General features: G+C 45.3%; 19 protein-coding genes. 7 read left to right on the top strand and 12 right to left on the bottom strand.

The window, feature by feature from the left end:
* Nucleotides 1-11: 11 nt before the first annotated feature.
* From OEU88_RS11090 to OEU88_RS11100, 3 genes are read right to left on the bottom strand one after another with little or no spacing between them, the layout of a single operon-like run.
* On the bottom strand, nucleotides 12-1412 hold the full coding sequence (locus OEU88_RS11090) for a M28 family peptidase (RefSeq protein ID WP_262695237.1): 1401 nt from the start codon (nucleotides 1410-1412) through the stop codon (nucleotides 12-14).
* 15 nt (nucleotides 1413-1427) lie between these two features.
* Nucleotides 1428-1766 carry a 5-carboxymethyl-2-hydroxymuconate Delta-isomerase gene (locus OEU88_RS11095; protein ID WP_262695238.1) on the bottom strand — a complete coding sequence of 113 codons (339 nt, stop codon included), beginning with the start codon at nucleotides 1764-1766 and terminating at the stop codon, nucleotides 1428-1430.
* Nucleotides 1767-1793: 27 nt separating this feature from the next.
* Nucleotides 1794-2219: a DUF4399 domain-containing protein gene (locus OEU88_RS11100; RefSeq protein WP_262695239.1), complete on the bottom strand. Its 426-nt coding sequence runs from the start codon at nucleotides 2217-2219 to the stop codon at nucleotides 1794-1796.
* Nucleotides 2220-2365: 146 nt separating this feature from the next.
* Between OEU88_RS11100 and def the strand changes: the two genes are divergently transcribed.
* From def to OEU88_RS11115, 3 genes are all read left to right on the top strand, one after another.
* Nucleotides 2366-2908 carry a peptide deformylase gene (gene def, locus OEU88_RS11105; RefSeq protein ID WP_262695240.1) on the top strand — a complete coding sequence of 181 codons (543 nt, stop codon included), beginning with the start codon at nucleotides 2366-2368 and terminating at the stop codon, nucleotides 2906-2908.
* Nucleotides 2909-3021: 113 nt separating this feature from the next.
* Nucleotides 3022-4815, top strand: coding sequence for an amidase (locus OEU88_RS11110; RefSeq protein ID WP_262695241.1), 1794 nt, complete (start codon nucleotides 3022-3024; stop codon nucleotides 4813-4815).
* A gap of 10 nt (nucleotides 4816-4825) precedes the next feature.
* Entirely contained in the window at nucleotides 4826-5860 is a 1035-nt protein-coding gene (locus OEU88_RS11115; RefSeq protein WP_262695242.1) for a histone deacetylase family protein, read from the top strand.
* 99 nt (nucleotides 5861-5959) lie between these two features.
* Here OEU88_RS11115 and OEU88_RS11120 read toward each other — a convergent pair whose 3' ends face one another.
* The 4 genes from OEU88_RS11120 to rplM all read right to left on the bottom strand — a co-directional run bounded on the left by OEU88_RS11120 (nucleotide 5960) and on the right by rplM (nucleotide 8462).
* On the bottom strand, nucleotides 5960-6835 hold the full coding sequence (locus OEU88_RS11120) for a DMT family transporter (protein ID WP_262695243.1): 876 nt from the start codon (nucleotides 6833-6835) through the stop codon (nucleotides 5960-5962).
* 48 nt (nucleotides 6836-6883) lie between these two features.
* The gene (locus OEU88_RS11125; protein WP_262695244.1) at nucleotides 6884-7378 is read right to left on the bottom strand and encodes a DUF2059 domain-containing protein; all 495 of its coding nucleotides are present in this window, start codon (nucleotides 7376-7378) and stop codon (nucleotides 6884-6886) included.
* Nucleotides 7379-7521: 143 nt separating this feature from the next.
* Nucleotides 7522-7998, bottom strand: a complete 477-nt coding sequence (gene rpsI / locus OEU88_RS11130) for a 30S ribosomal protein S9 (RefSeq protein WP_262695245.1) — start codon at nucleotides 7996-7998, stop codon at nucleotides 7522-7524.
* 5 nt (nucleotides 7999-8003) lie between these two features.
* Entirely contained in the window at nucleotides 8004-8462 is a 459-nt protein-coding gene (gene rplM, locus OEU88_RS11135; RefSeq protein WP_262695246.1) for a 50S ribosomal protein L13, read from the bottom strand.
* Between the two features lie 329 nt (nucleotides 8463-8791).
* On the opposite strand from rplM, the gene OEU88_RS11140 reads away from it, so the two are divergent.
* The 3 genes from OEU88_RS11140 (at nucleotide 8792) to OEU88_RS11150 (ending at nucleotide 11858) form a co-directional block, all read left to right on the top strand.
* Complete coding sequence (locus OEU88_RS11140) at nucleotides 8792-9706, top strand: TolB-like translocation protein (protein WP_262695247.1); 915 nt, start codon at nucleotides 8792-8794, stop codon at nucleotides 9704-9706.
* Between the two features lie 79 nt (nucleotides 9707-9785).
* On the top strand, nucleotides 9786-10796 hold the full coding sequence (locus tag OEU88_RS11145) for an NADP-dependent oxidoreductase (RefSeq protein WP_262695248.1): 1011 nt from the start codon (nucleotides 9786-9788) through the stop codon (nucleotides 10794-10796).
* A complete protein-coding gene (locus tag OEU88_RS11150) occupies nucleotides 10797-11858 on the top strand; it encodes a carbon-nitrogen hydrolase family protein (RefSeq protein ID WP_262695249.1) in 1062 nt (353 codons plus the stop codon).
* A 10-nt stretch (nucleotides 11859-11868) separates the two neighbouring features.
* Here the strand turns inward: OEU88_RS11150 and cutA are convergent, their stop codons facing one another.
* On the bottom strand, nucleotides 11869-12210 hold the full coding sequence (cutA, locus tag OEU88_RS11155; protein WP_262695250.1) for a divalent-cation tolerance protein CutA: 342 nt from the start codon (nucleotides 12208-12210) through the stop codon (nucleotides 11869-11871).
* Nucleotides 12207-13241: a COX15/CtaA family protein gene (locus OEU88_RS11160; RefSeq protein WP_262695251.1), complete on the bottom strand. Its 1035-nt coding sequence runs from the start codon at nucleotides 13239-13241 to the stop codon at nucleotides 12207-12209. The genes cutA and OEU88_RS11160 overlap by 4 nt, the downstream gene beginning before the upstream one ends.
* A gap of 111 nt (nucleotides 13242-13352) precedes the next feature.
* On the opposite strand from OEU88_RS11160, the gene OEU88_RS11165 reads away from it, so the two are divergent.
* On the top strand, nucleotides 13353-13946 hold the full coding sequence (locus tag OEU88_RS11165) for a DUF6151 family protein (protein WP_262695252.1): 594 nt from the start codon (nucleotides 13353-13355) through the stop codon (nucleotides 13944-13946).
* Here OEU88_RS11165 and OEU88_RS11170 read toward each other — a convergent pair.
* Genes OEU88_RS11170 through OEU88_RS11180 form a run of 3 tightly spaced genes read right to left on the bottom strand, consistent with a single transcriptional unit; the run spans nucleotide 13943 to nucleotide 16397 of the window.
* Nucleotides 13943-14707 (bottom strand): ABC transporter permease, encoded by a 765-nt coding sequence (locus OEU88_RS11170; protein WP_262695253.1) that lies wholly within the window; start codon nucleotides 14705-14707, stop codon nucleotides 13943-13945. The two genes, OEU88_RS11165 and OEU88_RS11170, sit on opposite strands and share 4 nt — an antisense overlap.
* The gene (locus OEU88_RS11175) at nucleotides 14704-15420 is read right to left on the bottom strand and encodes an ABC transporter ATP-binding protein (RefSeq protein WP_262695254.1); all 717 of its coding nucleotides are present in this window, start codon (nucleotides 15418-15420) and stop codon (nucleotides 14704-14706) included. The genes OEU88_RS11170 and OEU88_RS11175 overlap by 4 nt, the downstream gene beginning before the upstream one ends.
* Nucleotides 15420-16397: an ABC transporter substrate-binding protein gene (locus OEU88_RS11180; protein ID WP_262695255.1), complete on the bottom strand. Its 978-nt coding sequence runs from the start codon at nucleotides 16395-16397 to the stop codon at nucleotides 15420-15422. The genes OEU88_RS11175 and OEU88_RS11180 overlap by 1 nt, the downstream gene beginning before the upstream one ends.
* Nucleotides 16398-16471: the final 74 nt, after the last annotated feature.

Here is a 16471-nt window from a genome sequence, read left to right on the forward strand (position 1 = left end):
CTTTATCTTGTTTATTCAGATGCGAGCGGCTTTTCAAACGCCCCCATCGGACCCGGGAATACGACCGGGCTTTCAAGACCATCATTCGCAACTGAAGCAACACCAAAGAAATAGTTATCAATTACGACGTTATCGAGAGTTAATTCACGCGTATCTTTGCTTACAGTTTTACTCCAACGCCACTGGCTATCTGTTGTTAAACGCCAGTATACCTTGAATGCTCGTAGGTTCGCTGTTTCGCGCTCATCACCGCGCAAGTCCCACTTGATAGTCGTAGAAGGCCGCACTGCACCTTGCAGCGCTACGTCAGCCGGAAACGGCGGCGCACCAGCCATTGATGCCAGTGTTACAACATTTAATGCTGTAAGCTTACGTGCATAATCGAAGTTCACACCTTCAATGACATCACCGTATTCAATACCGCCTTCTGTACGAATGTCTTGGTGTTGGCGATTATAGTTCTCATTGGTCTCCATGATCCGCACACCGGGCATTCCAGCTTCATTGAAGGGACGGTGATGACCACCACGACCAAAGCGGTCCAGACGGTAAATCATCATAACATCAAGGTTTGGGATATATTGGTCAGCCAAACGATCAACTAACCGGGCAATGTTACGGCTTGGGCTATCAACTTCACCACCAGAAAAACGGCGAATACGTGCTTCACGCTCTGTTTCAGTTACCCGAGTGCCCTCAGAGAACACACGTGCCGTTGTATTGTTGATAACACCATTAACACCTTCAATATTACCAATCATATCGTTGTTAAGCACACCCATAACGCGCCAGCCCTGCTCGTTTGCGTGTGCTGTCAAGATATTGCCGCCGTATAGCCCCTGCTCTTCACCAGACAAACCAGCGTACACAATTGTACCCGGAAACTTGGTTTTGCAAAGAACACGCGCAGCCTCAATCGTGCCAGCCATGCCGGATGCATTATCATTGGCTCCAGGTGAATCGCTTGTAGCGTTCATATTGTCAGATACGCGGCTGTCGATATCGCCTGACATAAGAACAACACGGTCCGGATCCAAAATGCCTCGCTGAACAGCAATAACGTTTACAACCTCGGTTGGCTCCGGAATGCGGTTGCCCGACACCACATCCGAAATAGTGTAAACATCTAATTGCGCAGTACATGTTTCAGCGATGCGTTTGAATTCAGCCTCGATCCAACGCCGCGCAGCCCCAATACCGCGTGTTTCCGATTTCGTATCTGATAGTGTATGGCGCGTGCCAAAACTCACCAGCTTACGAATATCTTTCTCGATACGATCCGCTGAAACGCCTGCAGCAAAACCATGCATACGCTCAACTTCGTTCGGAATACTTTCATGGTCATTCGCCATCAGCGGTGAAGCGAGCATTGATGCCGCCAGCGCTGATATCATATATTTCTTTAGTTTCATGTGAGACCCTCTCCCTCATTTAGTCGTTTTTGTATAGACCGCCTTGGTTAAATCACGCGCATCCACACTAATAGAATCGTAGTTCTTAAAATGCACCAGTAAAGCCTGATGCAAGACCTCCGTTAGTTGCTTCTTCGTTGCGTCATCACGCCCTTCAATTAGGTAAATTGTAATGTGAGCAAAATCGGCAGCAACACCGCCGATAAGTGCAGCATCGTATGTTTTAACACGCACTTTGATAGCTTTTTCACCGAACAGTCCACTTGCCATCGCCGCATCATGCACCGTTTGCATTATGGCTGTTTGATCAGTCGCCTGATCGCTAACTGTATGCTCAATAATAATATGTGGCATAAGCCCACTCCATTACTTGTGCTACTTTTACTCTGTAACAGTGATGTTTATAATTTTAGAAAAAACCGGCGGCAAGTGAGGCAAGTGATTTTGATCACCTAATAACAACTGCAGTGTGTGCTTACCCGGTGCCAAGGATATGGTTACTTCGGTATGACCACCACCAAAGTGCATATGATTTTCGTCAAGCGGTATATTCTCGTCAAACGGAGGTAAAGGCGCATCTATGATAAGATGGTGATGACCTGTACCCGCTTTTTCAATACCGGCAGGTGCAACCCCCATACCAGCTAAACCAAACCTAACTGTAATTGGACCATTTATTACATCGCCGTCATTCGGAGCAATGAAATATAGCCTCGTATTCTCAACGGATGGTGTTTCTTGAGCTTGCGCAGAAAACGTGGATATAAAAACCAGAAATACACCAAGAAAAATGGAATTTTTGCTCATTTTACTCACTTTAACAGTTGAAATGCGACGATTACCAATAAGAACATAACGATTAGCTCTAATTTTCGCGACACTATCATATATATTTTCTAAAAAAGAAAATCACTCTATAGAGAGCAACAAAGTAATTATCTTCTGGAGTGCCCATGCCTGTACTCGACCTTGTTATCGGACCTGATCCTGTTTTTCGTCAAAAGGCTTTACCTGTTAAGGTTATTGATGATGAAATCAGGGAGCTATGCGACAATATGCTGGAAACACTCTATGCAGAGCGCGGTATCGGCATAGGTGCTAATATGGTCGGCATACTTAAACGTGTTATTGTCGTTGATTTGCAAGAAGAAGGCGTTCGCAAACCACTTATTTGCATCAATCCGAAAATCATCAAAGCATCAAAAGAGATGGAAGCACGAGAAGAAGCCTCTTTGTGTTTCCCTGGGATACGTGCAGAAATTAAGCGCCCCAATACAATTACATTATCCTATCAAGACCAGAGCGGCGAGAAACATACACTAGAGGCAAGCGATTGGCTGGCAACAGTTATTCAGCATGAGATTGAATACCTTGATGGCCGCACATTTCTGGATAATCTCTCAAAAATGAAACGTGATCGTCTATTGAAGAAAATGCACAAGCAACTGAAGCACAATCATGATTGCGACGACCCTCACTGCAGTCATGAACACTAAAGCTCTACCTCTGCTTATAGACTATCAACTATTTCAACATTTTGTGTTGCAATAGACAGACATGGTCTTTCGTGCCAATGAATTGAAGTAATTTACGGGTATGGGGAAATGTCGTGGAAAAATATAAAAAAGAAAACGCAGAATCATGTGAACAAGAAGCGCATGATTTGGAAAATAGCCTTGTAGCGGATCGTCGCTCATTTCTGGCATTAGCGGGGGCTTCAGCGGTTACTGCAAGCTTTGCCGTCAACTCCACGCCTGCCAGTGCATTACAGCCTGCAGATTCTGAAGGCGCAGCTAATGCCTTAACAACCGAAGATATTCGAGGCGCAGAACGTGTTCTTGGCATTTCTTACACTGCTGAACAACGTGAGGACTTCATTGAAAATTACCCTCGACAAATTGATGCGGTAAAAGCTGTCCGCAATCACGACTTTTCAAACGGTGAGGCACCTGCCCCGGCTTTTGAACCACGCCTCCCCGGCGTTAGTTACAAACCACAAGGCAACACATTAACAATAGCACCTAGCAACAGACCACTGCCTGCTTCAGGGGAAGACATTGCCTTTGCTTCTGTCGCGCAATTGGGGCACTGGATAAAAGGTCGAGCTATTACAAGCGCTGCGTTAACCGAAATATACCTTAAGCGTGTCAAAAAATATGGACCCTCACTTGAATGCTTTGTAACCATCACTGCCGAATTGGCCCGCCAACAAGCAGCTGCAGCAGATAAGTTACTAGCTGCAGGAACATACCTTGGCCCACTCCACGGTATTCCATATGCAGTGAAAGATCTGGCTGACACCAAAGGCATTCGCACCACTTGGGGTGCCGAACCTTATAAAAATCGCATCGCAGAACAAGATGCAACTCTGGTTAAGCTATTGCGCGATAATGGTGCCGTTTTGCTCGGTAAGGCTACATCAGGTGCCCTTGCACTTGGGGATGTTTGGTTTGGCGGCATTACGCGAAACCCATGGAATTTAGACGAAGGCTCATCCGGCTCTAGTGCCGGGCCTGCATCTTCTGTTGCAGCCGGGCTTGCCGGTTTTGCAATTGGAACGGAAACCTTAGGATCAATTATTAGCCCTGCAAACCGTTGCGGTGTTGCTGGTATGCGCCCAACGTTTGGCCGCGTTAGTCGCCACGGCCTAATGGCTTTGGCGTGGTCTCTGGATAAAGCTGGCCCTATGACACGCTTCGTTGAAGACACAGCTATTATCCTAAACACACTCAATCATTACGACCCTCAAGATGCTTCCAGCATTGATCACGGGTTTGATTACACGCCTGAAAAATATAAAGACCTGCGTATCGGGTTTATGCCAAGTGCGTTTGAGGGCGATAACATCACACAGGTTGATAAAGACGCATTACATGCTGCACGTGCTCTCGGGATGAAACTGAAGGAAGTATCTATTCCCGACATGCCCTACAGTGCTCTGTTTCCTATCATTCGTGCAGAATCAGCAGCCGCATTTGATAAGTTAATTCGCTCTGGCGGCATTGATACGCTTCGGTTCCCTGCCCGTTCATCCAGCGCTCGTATTTCGCGAATGTTATCAGCCGTAGATTATATCAACATGGAACGGCTACGCCGTCAGGTCATGCAAGTCATGCATGATGTTTACAAAGATGTGGATGTCATCATTGGTCCTAATTATGCCGAAAGCATGCTTTTGATCACCAACTACACTGGCCAACCTCAAATTGCATTCCGTGCTGGATTCAACGCTATGGAAACACGCCCTGTTTTCAAGGCAAAGCTCGACCCATTAGGTATTAAATATAATGTACCTCAGGCGTTTAGCGTATTTGGTCCTTTGTTCGCAGAAGGGCCCATGGTTCATGTTGCCAACATGCTAGAAGCAGAATTGGGTGCGGCTCAGGCAAGACCGAAACTATAGGTAATAACCGATGAAGATATTTTATAGCGACAAACATGCCGCCCATGACTGCGCTGGCGAGATAAAGGATGGGGAGTTAAAACCTTGTTTTGAAAACCCTAGCCGCGCAGACGCAATAGACCAAGCATTTAAACAGAATGGTTTTGATACACTTTATACTCCTAGTGACTTTGGATTAGAGCCAGTTTTAAAAGTTCATGATGCTGACTACATTGAATTCCTGCATACTGCTTGGCAAGAGTGGCAAGCCATTGGACGCAAAGGTGATATTTTCCCGCTTGTTTGGCCAGGCGCCGGAATGCGCCGTGAAGTTCAACCTGAAAATATAGATGGGAAACTCGGCATATATGCCTTTGATTCAGGTACGCCAATTTGCGCTGGTACGTGGGGCGTTGTCTATCAAGGAGCACAGGCCGCAATATCAACCGCTGATGCTGTAATGAGAAAGCAAACACAACATGCGTTTTCTTTCTCGCGCCCACCAGGCCACCATGCCATGCCCGGCCAATATGGCGGCTACTGTTTCCTCAATAATGCAGCAATTGCGGCACAATATATGCGCGATAACGGCGCAAAAAAAGTCGCAGTGCTTGATGTTGACTACCATCATGGTAACGGCACACAAGCTATCTTCTATAACCGCGCAGATGTGTTGGTCGTTAACGTTCACAGTGATCCAAAACACGAATATCCATATTATTTGGGCCACGCTGACGAAGTCGGTGACGGGGCAGGAAATGGCTTTAATGTAAATTTACCGCTGCCCAAAGGCACAGGCTGGGATAAATACCTGCCAACATTGAACAAAGCGCTTCATTCGCTTGAACAGTTCGCACCCGATGCGCTTGTTGTATCTTTCGGAGCTGATACCTACAAAGATGACCCTCTTGGTTTTTTCAAGCTTGATACTAACCATTTTATTGAGATTGGTGCCGCCATTGCAAAATTGGAGATACCAACCGCAACAATTCTGGAAGGCGGTTACGCAATTGAAGCTCTCGGTGATAATGTTATCGCAATGATAAATGGTTTATCTGCTAAGTAACACATAATTTTTAATTGTTGTTTTTAGTAAATAAATTCCCAGCATTTACCTTGTCAGCAAGGCCATGTCCAAACCTGTGGTAACAGGCCTGTACAGAATCTATGTTGATACTTTCATTTTACTGCTCAACCAGACAGACAACACAACAAGGGACCCAAACGTTGCAATTTCGCCGTCAATAGGTTCGCTCAATATAAGGTTGGCTGCAATCACAGTTAAAAATAGCTGCAAGAGCTGAAGTTGCGAAACACGCGCAATACCTGCCAGCGCCATGCCCTTGTACCATAATATAAAACCAATCAGCTGGGACATCAGCGCTAAATATGTGAATGCACCAAAAGATACCACATCTATCGAAAGTGGAATTGGTGGTACAAAAAACGTGGCTATACCTAAAAACGGTAAAGCAGCAATGAGTGTCCAGCAACTAACTTGCCATCCACCAAGACGTTTCGCCAAAAGGCCACCATTTGCATAGCCAATAGATGCAACAATAACTGCAATCATTGAATACACATGACCGATTGCCAGCGCGCCCTCCGCTTGGCGCAAAACAAACATCAAAGTCAACACTGTACCAACAGTGCTGACTGCCCAAAATGCTTTTGAAGGTCTCTCATGGCTGATGAACACGCTCGCCACTGATGTTCCAAGCGGCAACAAACCAACCACTACCGCCCCGTGAGCTGCCGACACAGTTTGCATGGCAAGGGCAATGAAAATTGGAAAGCCAAATACCAGACCACCTGCACAGACAAGTAAACGCTGCCAATCAGCTGCTTGTGGTTTAACAGGACGAACAATCAAAAGAATAAATGCAGCAACAATGCTTGCTGCCAGACTGCGCCATATGGAAACCTGAAGCGGGTCCAGCGTTTCCACAACAATGCGTGTCATCGGCAGCGTAAGGCTAAACGTGACAACACCCATCATGCCCAGCGCCATGCCGGCAATCGTTTGACGTTTATCGATCATAACTACATATAAAGCAATTTAAGTTTGCCCTACAATTCATTGGTAGTACTACTGAAATTTAGGATTTAACGCAATGAGACGCTGCATCACTTCAGCACCGATCTTTTGACCCAGTTCTTGCCCAGCTTGCTGGGATGCTTGCATCAATGCAGGTGTTTTAGCCGCAAATGCTTGAAAGGCAGGCTTTGATATCAATTCGTTTAAAGCAATCATTTCTTCAAGCGTGAAATGCTTGCGATATTCGTCAATAACAATAGGTACAATTTCAACACTGAACTGCGAAACCATTTGCTCTCGGAAATCCGCAACCAGCTGGCTCACATCTTCCTGCGTAACATCTTTGCCTTCATTTCTCATGCCTTGATACATTTGTTGCGCCATCAATGGAGCCTGCGCAGCCAACAATTGATCCATAACTTGCGTCATGGGTTGCAATGTATTGCTAAGTTCCAGCATACGCCGCGTTTCATCATCAAAATCATCCGCACATACAGCAGACGAAAAGAAAAAAGCGATGAAAAGTGTCTTAAGGGATGCGCGCATCAAAGATTCCAATACATGAAAATAAGGTGAATTTATTTAACCAGACAATGACCCAAAACATTTCATAGTCAAACAAAAAAGGCCGCCCATTTGGGCGACCTTTCGTACTCGAACAATACTCGAAACTGAAATTTGTTCGTGAATTAACGCTTCGAGAACTGGAAGCTACGACGCGCTTTAGCACGGCCATATTTCTTACGTTCAACAACACGGCTATCGCGTGTCAGGAAGCCTGCAGCTTTCAATGCTGCGCGCAATTCTGGTTCAGCAAGCTGGATAGCTTGTGAAATACCGTGCTTAACCGCACCGGCTTGACCGGAAAGACCGCCGCCTTTTACAGTTGCAACAACATCATACTGGTCTACACGACCAGAAACCTGAAACGGCTGATTTACAACCAAACGCAATGTCGGGCGTGCAAAGTAAGTTTCCTGGTCACGACCGTTTACAGTGATCTTACCTGAACCAGGCTTGATCCAAACGCGTGCTACAGCATCTTTACGTTTACCAGTTGCGTATGAACGGCCCTGCGCATCAACTACAGGCTTACGCTCAACGCTTTCTTCTTCAACTGCGGCTACTTGGCCTGTCAGTTCTTTAAGGTCTTGAAGATCTGCCATGACGCTTACCTTTTATTCTTAGGATTGAGAGCAGCAACGTCAAAAACTTCTGGTTCTTGAGCTGCATGTGGGTGTTCGCTGCCTGCATATACGCGCAGATTGCGGAGTTGCTGGCGACCAAGCGGACCTTTTGGGATCATACGCTCAATTGCTTTTTCAACAACACGCTCAGGAAAACGACCAGTCAGAATTTCACCAGCAGTTGCTGATTTGATACCACCAGGGTGGCCTGTGTGACGGTAATAAACTTTGTCACTCATTTTTTTGCCAGTTAGTTTCACCTTAGCAGCATTAATGATGATGACATTGTCACCACAATCCATGTGCGGTGTGTACATTGGCTTGTGTTTACCACGAAGAACAACAGCAACAGCCTGTGCCATACGACCAAGAACTACGTCCTCGGCGTCAACAATGAGCCATTTCTTTTCGATCTCCGAAGGTTTTGCGGAATAAGTTTTCATCGCAATTTTACCTTAGGTTTGGATCACAACACTTCATGCTGCAGTCCCAGTTTAAGCGAGAGCCACACATTGCGCAGCCCGAATTCATTTCAGGCGCGAGTTATAGGGGTATTTAACGTAGTGTCAATGCCTAAAAACAGACCAAGATCTTTAATTCATTAATATAAACAATGCCATAGATAAACGGTATTCATATACCCCATATATTTATATGGTAATACACTAACTTCTCGACTCGTTTATGGAATTAAAATTGAAACATAGTAACATTACCAATATAAATCTTATCAACCTGTTTAACTCCGCAAGCATGCATGAGAAACACATATATGACCTATTTAAATACAAAATACCTAATGTCAGTCTGTGTGATAGCACTCACATGGTTAACCAACATTGCACACAGTAAAGACGACAACACATTTCTGGGGCTCACTCCACCTCAAGATGTTCCAATTGTTCTTGCTCCTGAAATTATATCGCTCACTGAACAGGTCGAGTTGAACGCAGTGTTTCACCCCAATGGTAAAGAGTTCTATTTTTGCAGGCGAGTGAACGATGTGTATCGGCTATTTGTTATAAAAAAGCACGCAAACGATAATTGGTCTTTACCTGAACGTGTTCATTTAAAGGAAATGGATGACTATGAAATAGTTGACCCTTGGATTTCTCCAGATGGGCAACGCATGATATACATTTCAAATGCACCAACCAGTACCTTTGCAAAAGGTTCAGTTAATCTGTGGGTTATGCAGCGCGAAGGAGATACGTGGGGTGCACCAAAGCTACTACCTGCCCCTATCAACAGTAATGCTCGTGAAATATACCCTGTCTATACAAACAGCGGCAACTTATATTTCAGCTCCACAAGAGAAGGCGGCCTTGGTGGGTATGATATTTATGTCGCAAAGTACGTTGACGGCCAATACCAGCCACCTGAGAATCTAGGTAAACCAGTGAATAGCGCAGGGCGTGAAGGCGATGTGTTTGTTGCGCCAGATGAAAGCTACTTGATCGTTGCAGTTGGAGGCCGAGACGACACGTTTGGAAAAGGAGACCTATACATAAGCCATCGTAGCGCCAATGGAAAATGGGGTAATCTCAAAAATCTAGGGCAAGTTATTAACACAAAAGAGTTTGATTTTACGCCAACAATGTCACCGAATGGCAAATACTTCTTCTTCACTACTGACGGCGACATCCGTTGGGTTTCAAGCAACGTTATTTTCTCAACAGAAAAATAAATGAACTTAGGCGTTCTCACTCAACAAACTCGCCCTAAGTATAAATTCAGATATCCGCATAAATGAAAGATAAAACATAATGTCTAACAAGCAGGTACTACTAAAAAGCCGACCACATGGTTGGCCAACCGCTGATAATTTTGAAGTTTCTGAAGGCAATGTGCCAGAGCCCGCAGCAGGTCAAATAGTTATTGAAACAGCTTATATGTCTGTGGATCCATACATGCGTGGCCGAATGAATGATGTAAAAAGCTATGTGCCACCGTTCCAGATCGGCGCACCACTGCAAGGCGGTATTGTCGGCAAGGTTATTGCTTCAAATGATGGGCCTTTCAAAGAAGGTACATATGTTGTTGGTATGGGTGACTGGGCCAACTACACGGTCACTGACGGCGCTGGCTATAATGCCGTTGACCCTGACCTAGCTCCCCTTTCCTATTATCTTGGCATTCTTGGCATGCCAGGCATGACAGCATACGTGGGCCTGAAAGGTGTTGCTGAGATGAAAGAAGGCGAAAACCTATTCGTCTCTGCTGCCAGCGGTGCTGTTGGCCAAGTTGTCGGGCAGATTGGTAAAAACATGGGATGTCACGTGGCGGGAAGCGCTGGCACTGATGACAAAGTCGCATACCTCAAAGACGAACTCGGTTTCGATGCTGCGTTCAACTATAAGACCGAAGACGTTTACAAAGCAGTGGCAGCAACAAACCCGAAAGGCATTGATGTCTACTTTGAGAATGTTGGCGGCCCTGTTCTTGAAGCTGTCATATCTAACCTGCGCATGAATGCACGGGTTGCACTATGCGGTATGATTTCAATGTACAACTCAACACTTGACGATATGCCCGCCGGGCCGCGCAATATGGCTATTCTGGTAGGTCGCAGCGTACGCATGCAGGGCTTTATTGTATCAAATTACCCTGAACTTTGCCGTGAATGGGTCGGCATTGGTGCTGGCTGGTTAAAAGAAGGTAAAATGCAGTACCGCGAAAGCGTTGCTGAAGGCCTAGAAAACGCCCCACAAGCTTTCATTGATATGCTTGGCGGTAAAAACTTTGGCAAACAAGTTGTGAAATTGTCGGATGTTTAAGTGATCGTAACAGCTGTGTTAAAACGGCATTTGAAAAAGACAATAACGATAGCGGCCCTCCTTGGGGCCGTTACCTATCTATATTGGCCAGGATTCAGCGTTAAGTTACCTGAGGCACCAAACAACACGGTCACATTTGAAAATCACGGTAACAGCGATTCTGCTTCAATTAATGTTGTAAGCATTGCTCCCGTAATGCAGCCAGAAGATTATGCTACTGGCAGGCATTTTAAAGCTAAATTGAACGACTATTTTGATGCAGCAAAGGAAAAAGGCTGGTTTAACGACAATACCATTGTTGTTCTTCCAGCACATATTGGCACACCACTACTTGCTACTGGACATAAATCACGCGTTTATAGTGCAGCTAGTATCAAATCAGCAATGATACCATTGCTCGCTTACAACCTGCCCGCCTTTTTAAAGAACTATTATGTTTTCGATGCCGAAGACCCCTTGATCGCTGCCACAATAAGGGCGCAAACCAAAAACGCCGCTGATACATATCAGATTGCATTTTCGGCAATCGCTCAAAACTACGGCGTTACAATTGTTGCGGGCTCTATGTTAATGATGACACCCGGGATTTATCCCGACGGCATTACATACGGTCATGGTCCAATATTTCATGCCAGCTTTGTTTTTGGTCCAGACGGCAAACCTCAAGGTGACGCCATTCGGCAAGCAACCCCAAATGCAGCCGAACAACATGTTGCCAAAAAATCACTCGCTGAATTCATACCTACTTTCTCCCTAAACGGCATCAAGTATGCCGTCGTCATCGGAAGCGACACTCTGGATGAAAGCGTTAATACGTACTTGAAAAGTCAGAATATTGACCTTTTGCTATCACCACAATTCCATATCGCCGGAGACACAGCAGTCAATAGCCCATTCGGTAACAGTTCTTTATATCCATGGGCAGTAAGTAGCAGTATGAATGGCAAAGGCTGGGGCATATCTGTAAGCGGTAGCACAGCCTTTGCAAATTCAAATGAATATTCTGTTAGTCAAACAAGTGACAATAACATCATAATTCAAAACATTTGGATAACTAAATAACTAATTATTATTAATGGGTATTTATTGTTTGATGCTTAATCCAAGATAAGTAATCGACATTACCATCAATGATAGGCCAAACTGTGATACAAGGTGTTTGGTAGCTATGCATTTCTTTAATTCGTTCAATCACTTTATCAACCAGAATACGCTGTGATTTCATGATCAACATAACTTCACTTTCAAACTGGATAATTCCATCTACTTCATAGATCGAACGCATACCGCTTTTGAGATTAGCGCAAGCAATCAGTTTGTCTCTCACCAAACTGGTCGCCATATGCACTGCGGCGTCTTCATTTTCTACGGTTGAATAAATAGTTACATATTCCGAATTCTCTGTTTCGGTCATATGGCATCCCCTTTTCGCTGCTTATGCATCAGGTTTATTATTGTTATTAAAACCAAGGCACCACCACCTTGGTGCGCTGTTCCCCAAAATACTGGCACTTCATAAACTAAAGTTATTATACCCAGCAACATTTGGACAACAATTGCAATCAATACATAGGTAGCTGCGTGCTTTATCTCAAGAGGCGCGCGACGTGCATACCAAACTATTAGCAATACTAAACTTGTAAGAACGTATGCACCGATACGGTGATCAAATTGAACAGTGATGGCATTATCAATCACATTGCGCCAAATTGGAGACATGGCAAACAAACCATCCGGGGCAAAGCCCTCGCCCATCATTGGCCAAGTATTGAATATTAAACCAGCCTTCAGCCCTGCAACCAATGCCCCCATGATTAACTGCAATAACAATACGCTCATTGTTATATGAGTGAGTATTTTCAATGGCTTCGGCGAACCTGATACAGGTTTTGGGTTTAACAGAGACAATGCAGTCCAAAGCAATGCAGCCAATATAAACAGCGCAAGCATCAAGTGTGCAGTGAGACGGTAATGACTGACCGCAGGTTCATCAACGAGGCCCGACATCACCATATACCAGCCAAGCAGACCCTGAGACCCACCAAGGATAAACAACACTAACAAGCGCGGCTTGTATCCAGCTGGAATACGTTTCCGTATCCAGAACCAAACAAGGGGTACAAAGAAAAACAAGCCGATCAACCGCCCCAACAGCCGGTGCCCCCACTCCCAATAGAAAATCCCTTTGAAGTCTTCGAGGCTCATACCGCTATTACGTAACCGGTACTCGGGACTCTGTTGGTATTTATCAAATTCAGCTTGCCATGCTGTGTCTGATAAAGGCGGCAATGTGCCCGTTACTGGTCGCCAATCAGTCATAGACAAGCCGGACTCTGTCAGGCGTGTCGCGCCGCCAACCATCACCATTAGGAACACAACAGCGACCATAAACAGTAGCCAATAGCCAACCACGCGGCGATCTTTATCTTGCGTTTGAAAAATCATGACGCCTTGGTAGCGGGGAAATATATGGCGTTCAAGGACTAAACTGTCGCATCGGTGTTTATGCAGGCCAACATTTCGTGTAATTAAGAGCAATAAACTGAGGGTGAATATATGACAGACCTAAATCTTGAATGCTCGTGTGGTTCTGTAAAAGGTGTTGCGCGTGATATTTCACCGAAAACAGGCATTCACGTTGTTTGTTACTGTGATGACTGCCAGGCATTTGCAAGAGAACTTGGTCAACAGAATACAATACTAGACCGTCATGGTGGTACAGACATATTCCAAATGTCGCCGGCAACTATAGAGATAACAACTGGCACTGAACACTTATGCTGCATGCGCCTAAACCCTAAAGGCATGCATCGTTGGTACACTGGTTGCTGCAAAACACCGATCGGCAACACCGTTAACGCCAAAGTGCCCTTCATTGGGTTTATAACAACCTTCTTTGCCAAATCTAATGACAAAGCTGCTGCGCTCGGACCTATTAGCAATCAAATTATGGTCAAATTTTCACAGCCACCTTTACCAAATGATTTGAAGGTGAAATCTTCAAAGTTTGTTAGCGGCCTTCGAGTTTTATCAAAATTTATCAAATGGAAAATACGAGATGGCAGTAAACCAACACCGTTCTTTAACAAAGACGGAACACCAGTGGCAACAGTGGGTATTGTGTCTAAAAACACAGGAATAAATGCTTAAGTATTCTCTTGCCCGAAGCGTTTCAAAACATAATATTCCAGCAAAGCAAAACTGTAGAAAACCAACATACCGATGATGGCCAGCATGAACAAACCAGCAAACATTTTTTCGATTTGTAGCCGATTACCTGCCTCGATAATGCGCCAAGCAAGACCAGTTGCCGTCCCCGAGCCTGCAACAAATTCAGCAACCACACCGCCAATAAGCGCCAAACCACCACTTACTTTAAGGCTTGCAAGCAAATAGGGCAGCGCAGTTGGCCAAAGCAACAACCGGAACCGCTGCAATCGTGTGGCCCCGTATAAAGTAAACAAGTCACTTAAATTTGCATCCACAGACTTCAACCCGGCTGACATATTGGCCAGAATGGGGAAGAAAGCGACAATCCAGGCAATAATGACCTGCGCGCGCTCAACGTTGTCAATGCCAACCCATATGATCACTAACGGCGCTATAGCAACAACTGGCGTCACTTGTAGAATGATGGCAAAAGGGTAAATTGTGGCTTCAAATGTTCTGCTTAAACTGAACGCAAGCGCGAGTAAAACGCCACTGATAATAGCGGCAGAAAGCGCTTTAATTGTTACGGACAGTGTCGAAAGAGACGCATCAAGCCATAATGGCATATTATCAATAATGGCCAGCCAGATAAGGCTTGGGCTGGGCAAGACAAATTTAGGAACATCATTTGTCGTCACATAATATTGCCAGAACAATAACAACGCAGTGAAAGCAGCAATTGGCAATAGAAAGCGCTTCATTGCTCGATCACCTTCAATAGAGTTGTCATTGCATCAACCGCACTAACGAAAGCACTGGACCCACGTTGCGCATTTGGTGTCAAAGATCGGTCAAGTGACGGTATCACTTCACCAGCAACTTTCCCTTCCTGCATAACAAGCACGCGGTCAGATAAATAAGCGGCCTCAAACAAACTATGCGTAACAAAAAGCACACCAAAACCGCGCTCAGCAACTAAATCAAGCAACAAGTCATTCATTTGAAAACGCAAAATCTCATCGAGGGCTGCAAATGGCTCGTCCATTAACAATGTGGATGGATTTGCAGACAAGGCGCGCGCCACAGAGGCCCGCATACGCTGACCACCTGACAGCATGGCAGGAAAGCGTTTTTCCAAGCTTGTCAGGTTAACCGCAGCAAGCGCTTCGGCAACACGGCTATCATCAACTTTGCCGCTTAATCGACTTGGCAGTGCAACATTCTGTTCAATGCTTGCCCACGGCATCAAGGCTGGGTCTTGGAAGACAAAGGCAACATCAGGGTCTGAATGCCACTCCACTCTGCCCTGCTCAGCGTCCAGCAAACCAGATACAATGCGTAGCACGGTAGATTTTCCGCACCCACTTGGACCTAACAATGAAACCACTTCGCCTGCTTTAAGTGACAAAGAAAACCCATCTAAAACAGGCTTTGCATTGTCATATGAAAAAGCAAGGTTTTTAGCGGTTAGCATTAACGCTCACCATCACTTGCCCGCTCATGCATTATAAAGTCAGGCGATAAAATACTTTCCACATCGACACCTTTCGGCACCGCATCCAGTGAGCTCATTTCATTATAAAATTGTCGCCATCGTGCCAGCGTCATATGGCCAATATTTTCCTTTTTCCCTGTCATATTATTTGCCCTAAAAGCAGCAATTGCATAATCAATTAGCGGCTGCGTCATCTCTGGATTATCTTTTAATATCAGTTTATTGGCGGCATTGGGGTTACCGTACATATAATCTTGCCAACCTTTTATTGATGCTTCAACAAAGGCCTTAACCACATCTTTATTCTGCTTAAGGTATGCACCGCGCACCATCACCATGCCCGCGTAGCCCGGATAGCCGGCATCAGCAAATAGGAAGACCTTTGGCTTCACTCCCTCTCTTACAGCAGTGAAAGGCTCAGAAGACAAGTATCCTTCCTGAACGGTCTCTTTATTCACCAGCCACGGAGCTAATGAGTAGTTGTATTTTCTGATCTGTTTATCTTCAAAACCAAATTCAGCTTTTAACCAAGGCCAAAATGCCGCGATAGCGGCATCGGATAAGAAAACAGGACGCCCTTGCAGATCTGCTAATGATTGTGCTTCGACATGAGGGTGCACCATCATCACCTGTGGGTCTTTTTGAAAAGAGGCCATAACCACTTTCACATCAACGCCAACAGCCCGCATGTTAATAGGCTGAAAACTATTGGAGGCCATCGCAACCTCAAGAGCGCCCGCGGCAATAAGCCTTGGGTTATCGGATTGAGGGCCACCTGGGCGAATAGTAACATCAAGCCCAGCGTCACGGTAATAACCCTTCGCCAAGGCTTGATAAAAACCACCGTGTTCGGCTTGCGCCTTCCAGTCAGTAGCAAATGTAATTTTTGTCAATTCTTGCGCGTTGATTGAACCTGCTGTCAGGAAAATAACGGCGACAGTCAATAAATATTTCATGGAGTGAAATATAAATCATCACGCACACACGTCAACGTACACGGAGAAATAGACCAGAAAACAACGACTAATGC

Source organism: Kordiimonas aquimaris, from assembly GCF_025574485.1.
GTDB lineage: Bacteria > Pseudomonadota > Alphaproteobacteria > Sphingomonadales > Kordiimonadaceae > Kordiimonas > Kordiimonas aquimaris.

Excerpts from the sequence above, each read along its gene's own strand:
- OEU88_RS11090 (WP_262695237.1), bottom strand. The coding sequence starts at position 1,412 with ATGAAACTAAAGAAATATATGATATCAGCGCTGGCGGCATCAATGCTC.
- OEU88_RS11095 (WP_262695238.1), bottom strand. The coding sequence starts at position 1,766 with ATGCCACATATTATTATTGAGCATACAGTTAGCGATCAGGCGACTGAT.
- OEU88_RS11100 (WP_262695239.1), bottom strand. The coding sequence starts at position 2,219 with ATGAGCAAAAATTCCATTTTTCTTGGTGTATTTCTGGTTTTTATATCC.
- def (WP_262695240.1), top strand. The coding sequence starts at position 2,366 with ATGCCTGTACTCGACCTTGTTATCGGACCTGATCCTGTTTTTCGTCAA.
- OEU88_RS11115 (WP_262695242.1), top strand. The coding sequence starts at position 4,826 with ATGAAGATATTTTATAGCGACAAACATGCCGCCCATGACTGCGCTGGC.
- OEU88_RS11120 (WP_262695243.1), bottom strand. The coding sequence starts at position 6,835 with ATGATCGATAAACGTCAAACGATTGCCGGCATGGCGCTGGGCATGATG.
- OEU88_RS11125 (WP_262695244.1), bottom strand. The coding sequence starts at position 7,378 with ATGCGCGCATCCCTTAAGACACTTTTCATCGCTTTTTTCTTTTCGTCT.
- rpsI (WP_262695245.1), bottom strand. The coding sequence starts at position 7,998 with ATGGCAGATCTTCAAGACCTTAAAGAACTGACAGGCCAAGTAGCCGCA.
- rplM (WP_262695246.1), bottom strand. The coding sequence starts at position 8,462 with ATGAAAACTTATTCCGCAAAACCTTCGGAGATCGAAAAGAAATGGCTC.
- OEU88_RS11140 (WP_262695247.1), top strand. The coding sequence starts at position 8,792 with ATGACCTATTTAAATACAAAATACCTAATGTCAGTCTGTGTGATAGCA.
- OEU88_RS11145 (WP_262695248.1), top strand. The coding sequence starts at position 9,786 with ATGTCTAACAAGCAGGTACTACTAAAAAGCCGACCACATGGTTGGCCA.
- cutA (WP_262695250.1), bottom strand. The coding sequence starts at position 12,210 with ATGACCGAAACAGAGAATTCGGAATATGTAACTATTTATTCAACCGTA.
- OEU88_RS11160 (WP_262695251.1), bottom strand. The coding sequence starts at position 13,241 with ATGATTTTTCAAACGCAAGATAAAGATCGCCGCGTGGTTGGCTATTGG.
- OEU88_RS11165 (WP_262695252.1), top strand. The coding sequence starts at position 13,353 with ATGACAGACCTAAATCTTGAATGCTCGTGTGGTTCTGTAAAAGGTGTT.
- OEU88_RS11170 (WP_262695253.1), bottom strand. The coding sequence starts at position 14,707 with ATGAAGCGCTTTCTATTGCCAATTGCTGCTTTCACTGCGTTGTTATTG.
- OEU88_RS11175 (WP_262695254.1), bottom strand. The coding sequence starts at position 15,420 with ATGCTAACCGCTAAAAACCTTGCTTTTTCATATGACAATGCAAAGCCT.
- OEU88_RS11180 (WP_262695255.1), bottom strand. The coding sequence starts at position 16,397 with ATGAAATATTTATTGACTGTCGCCGTTATTTTCCTGACAGCAGGTTCA.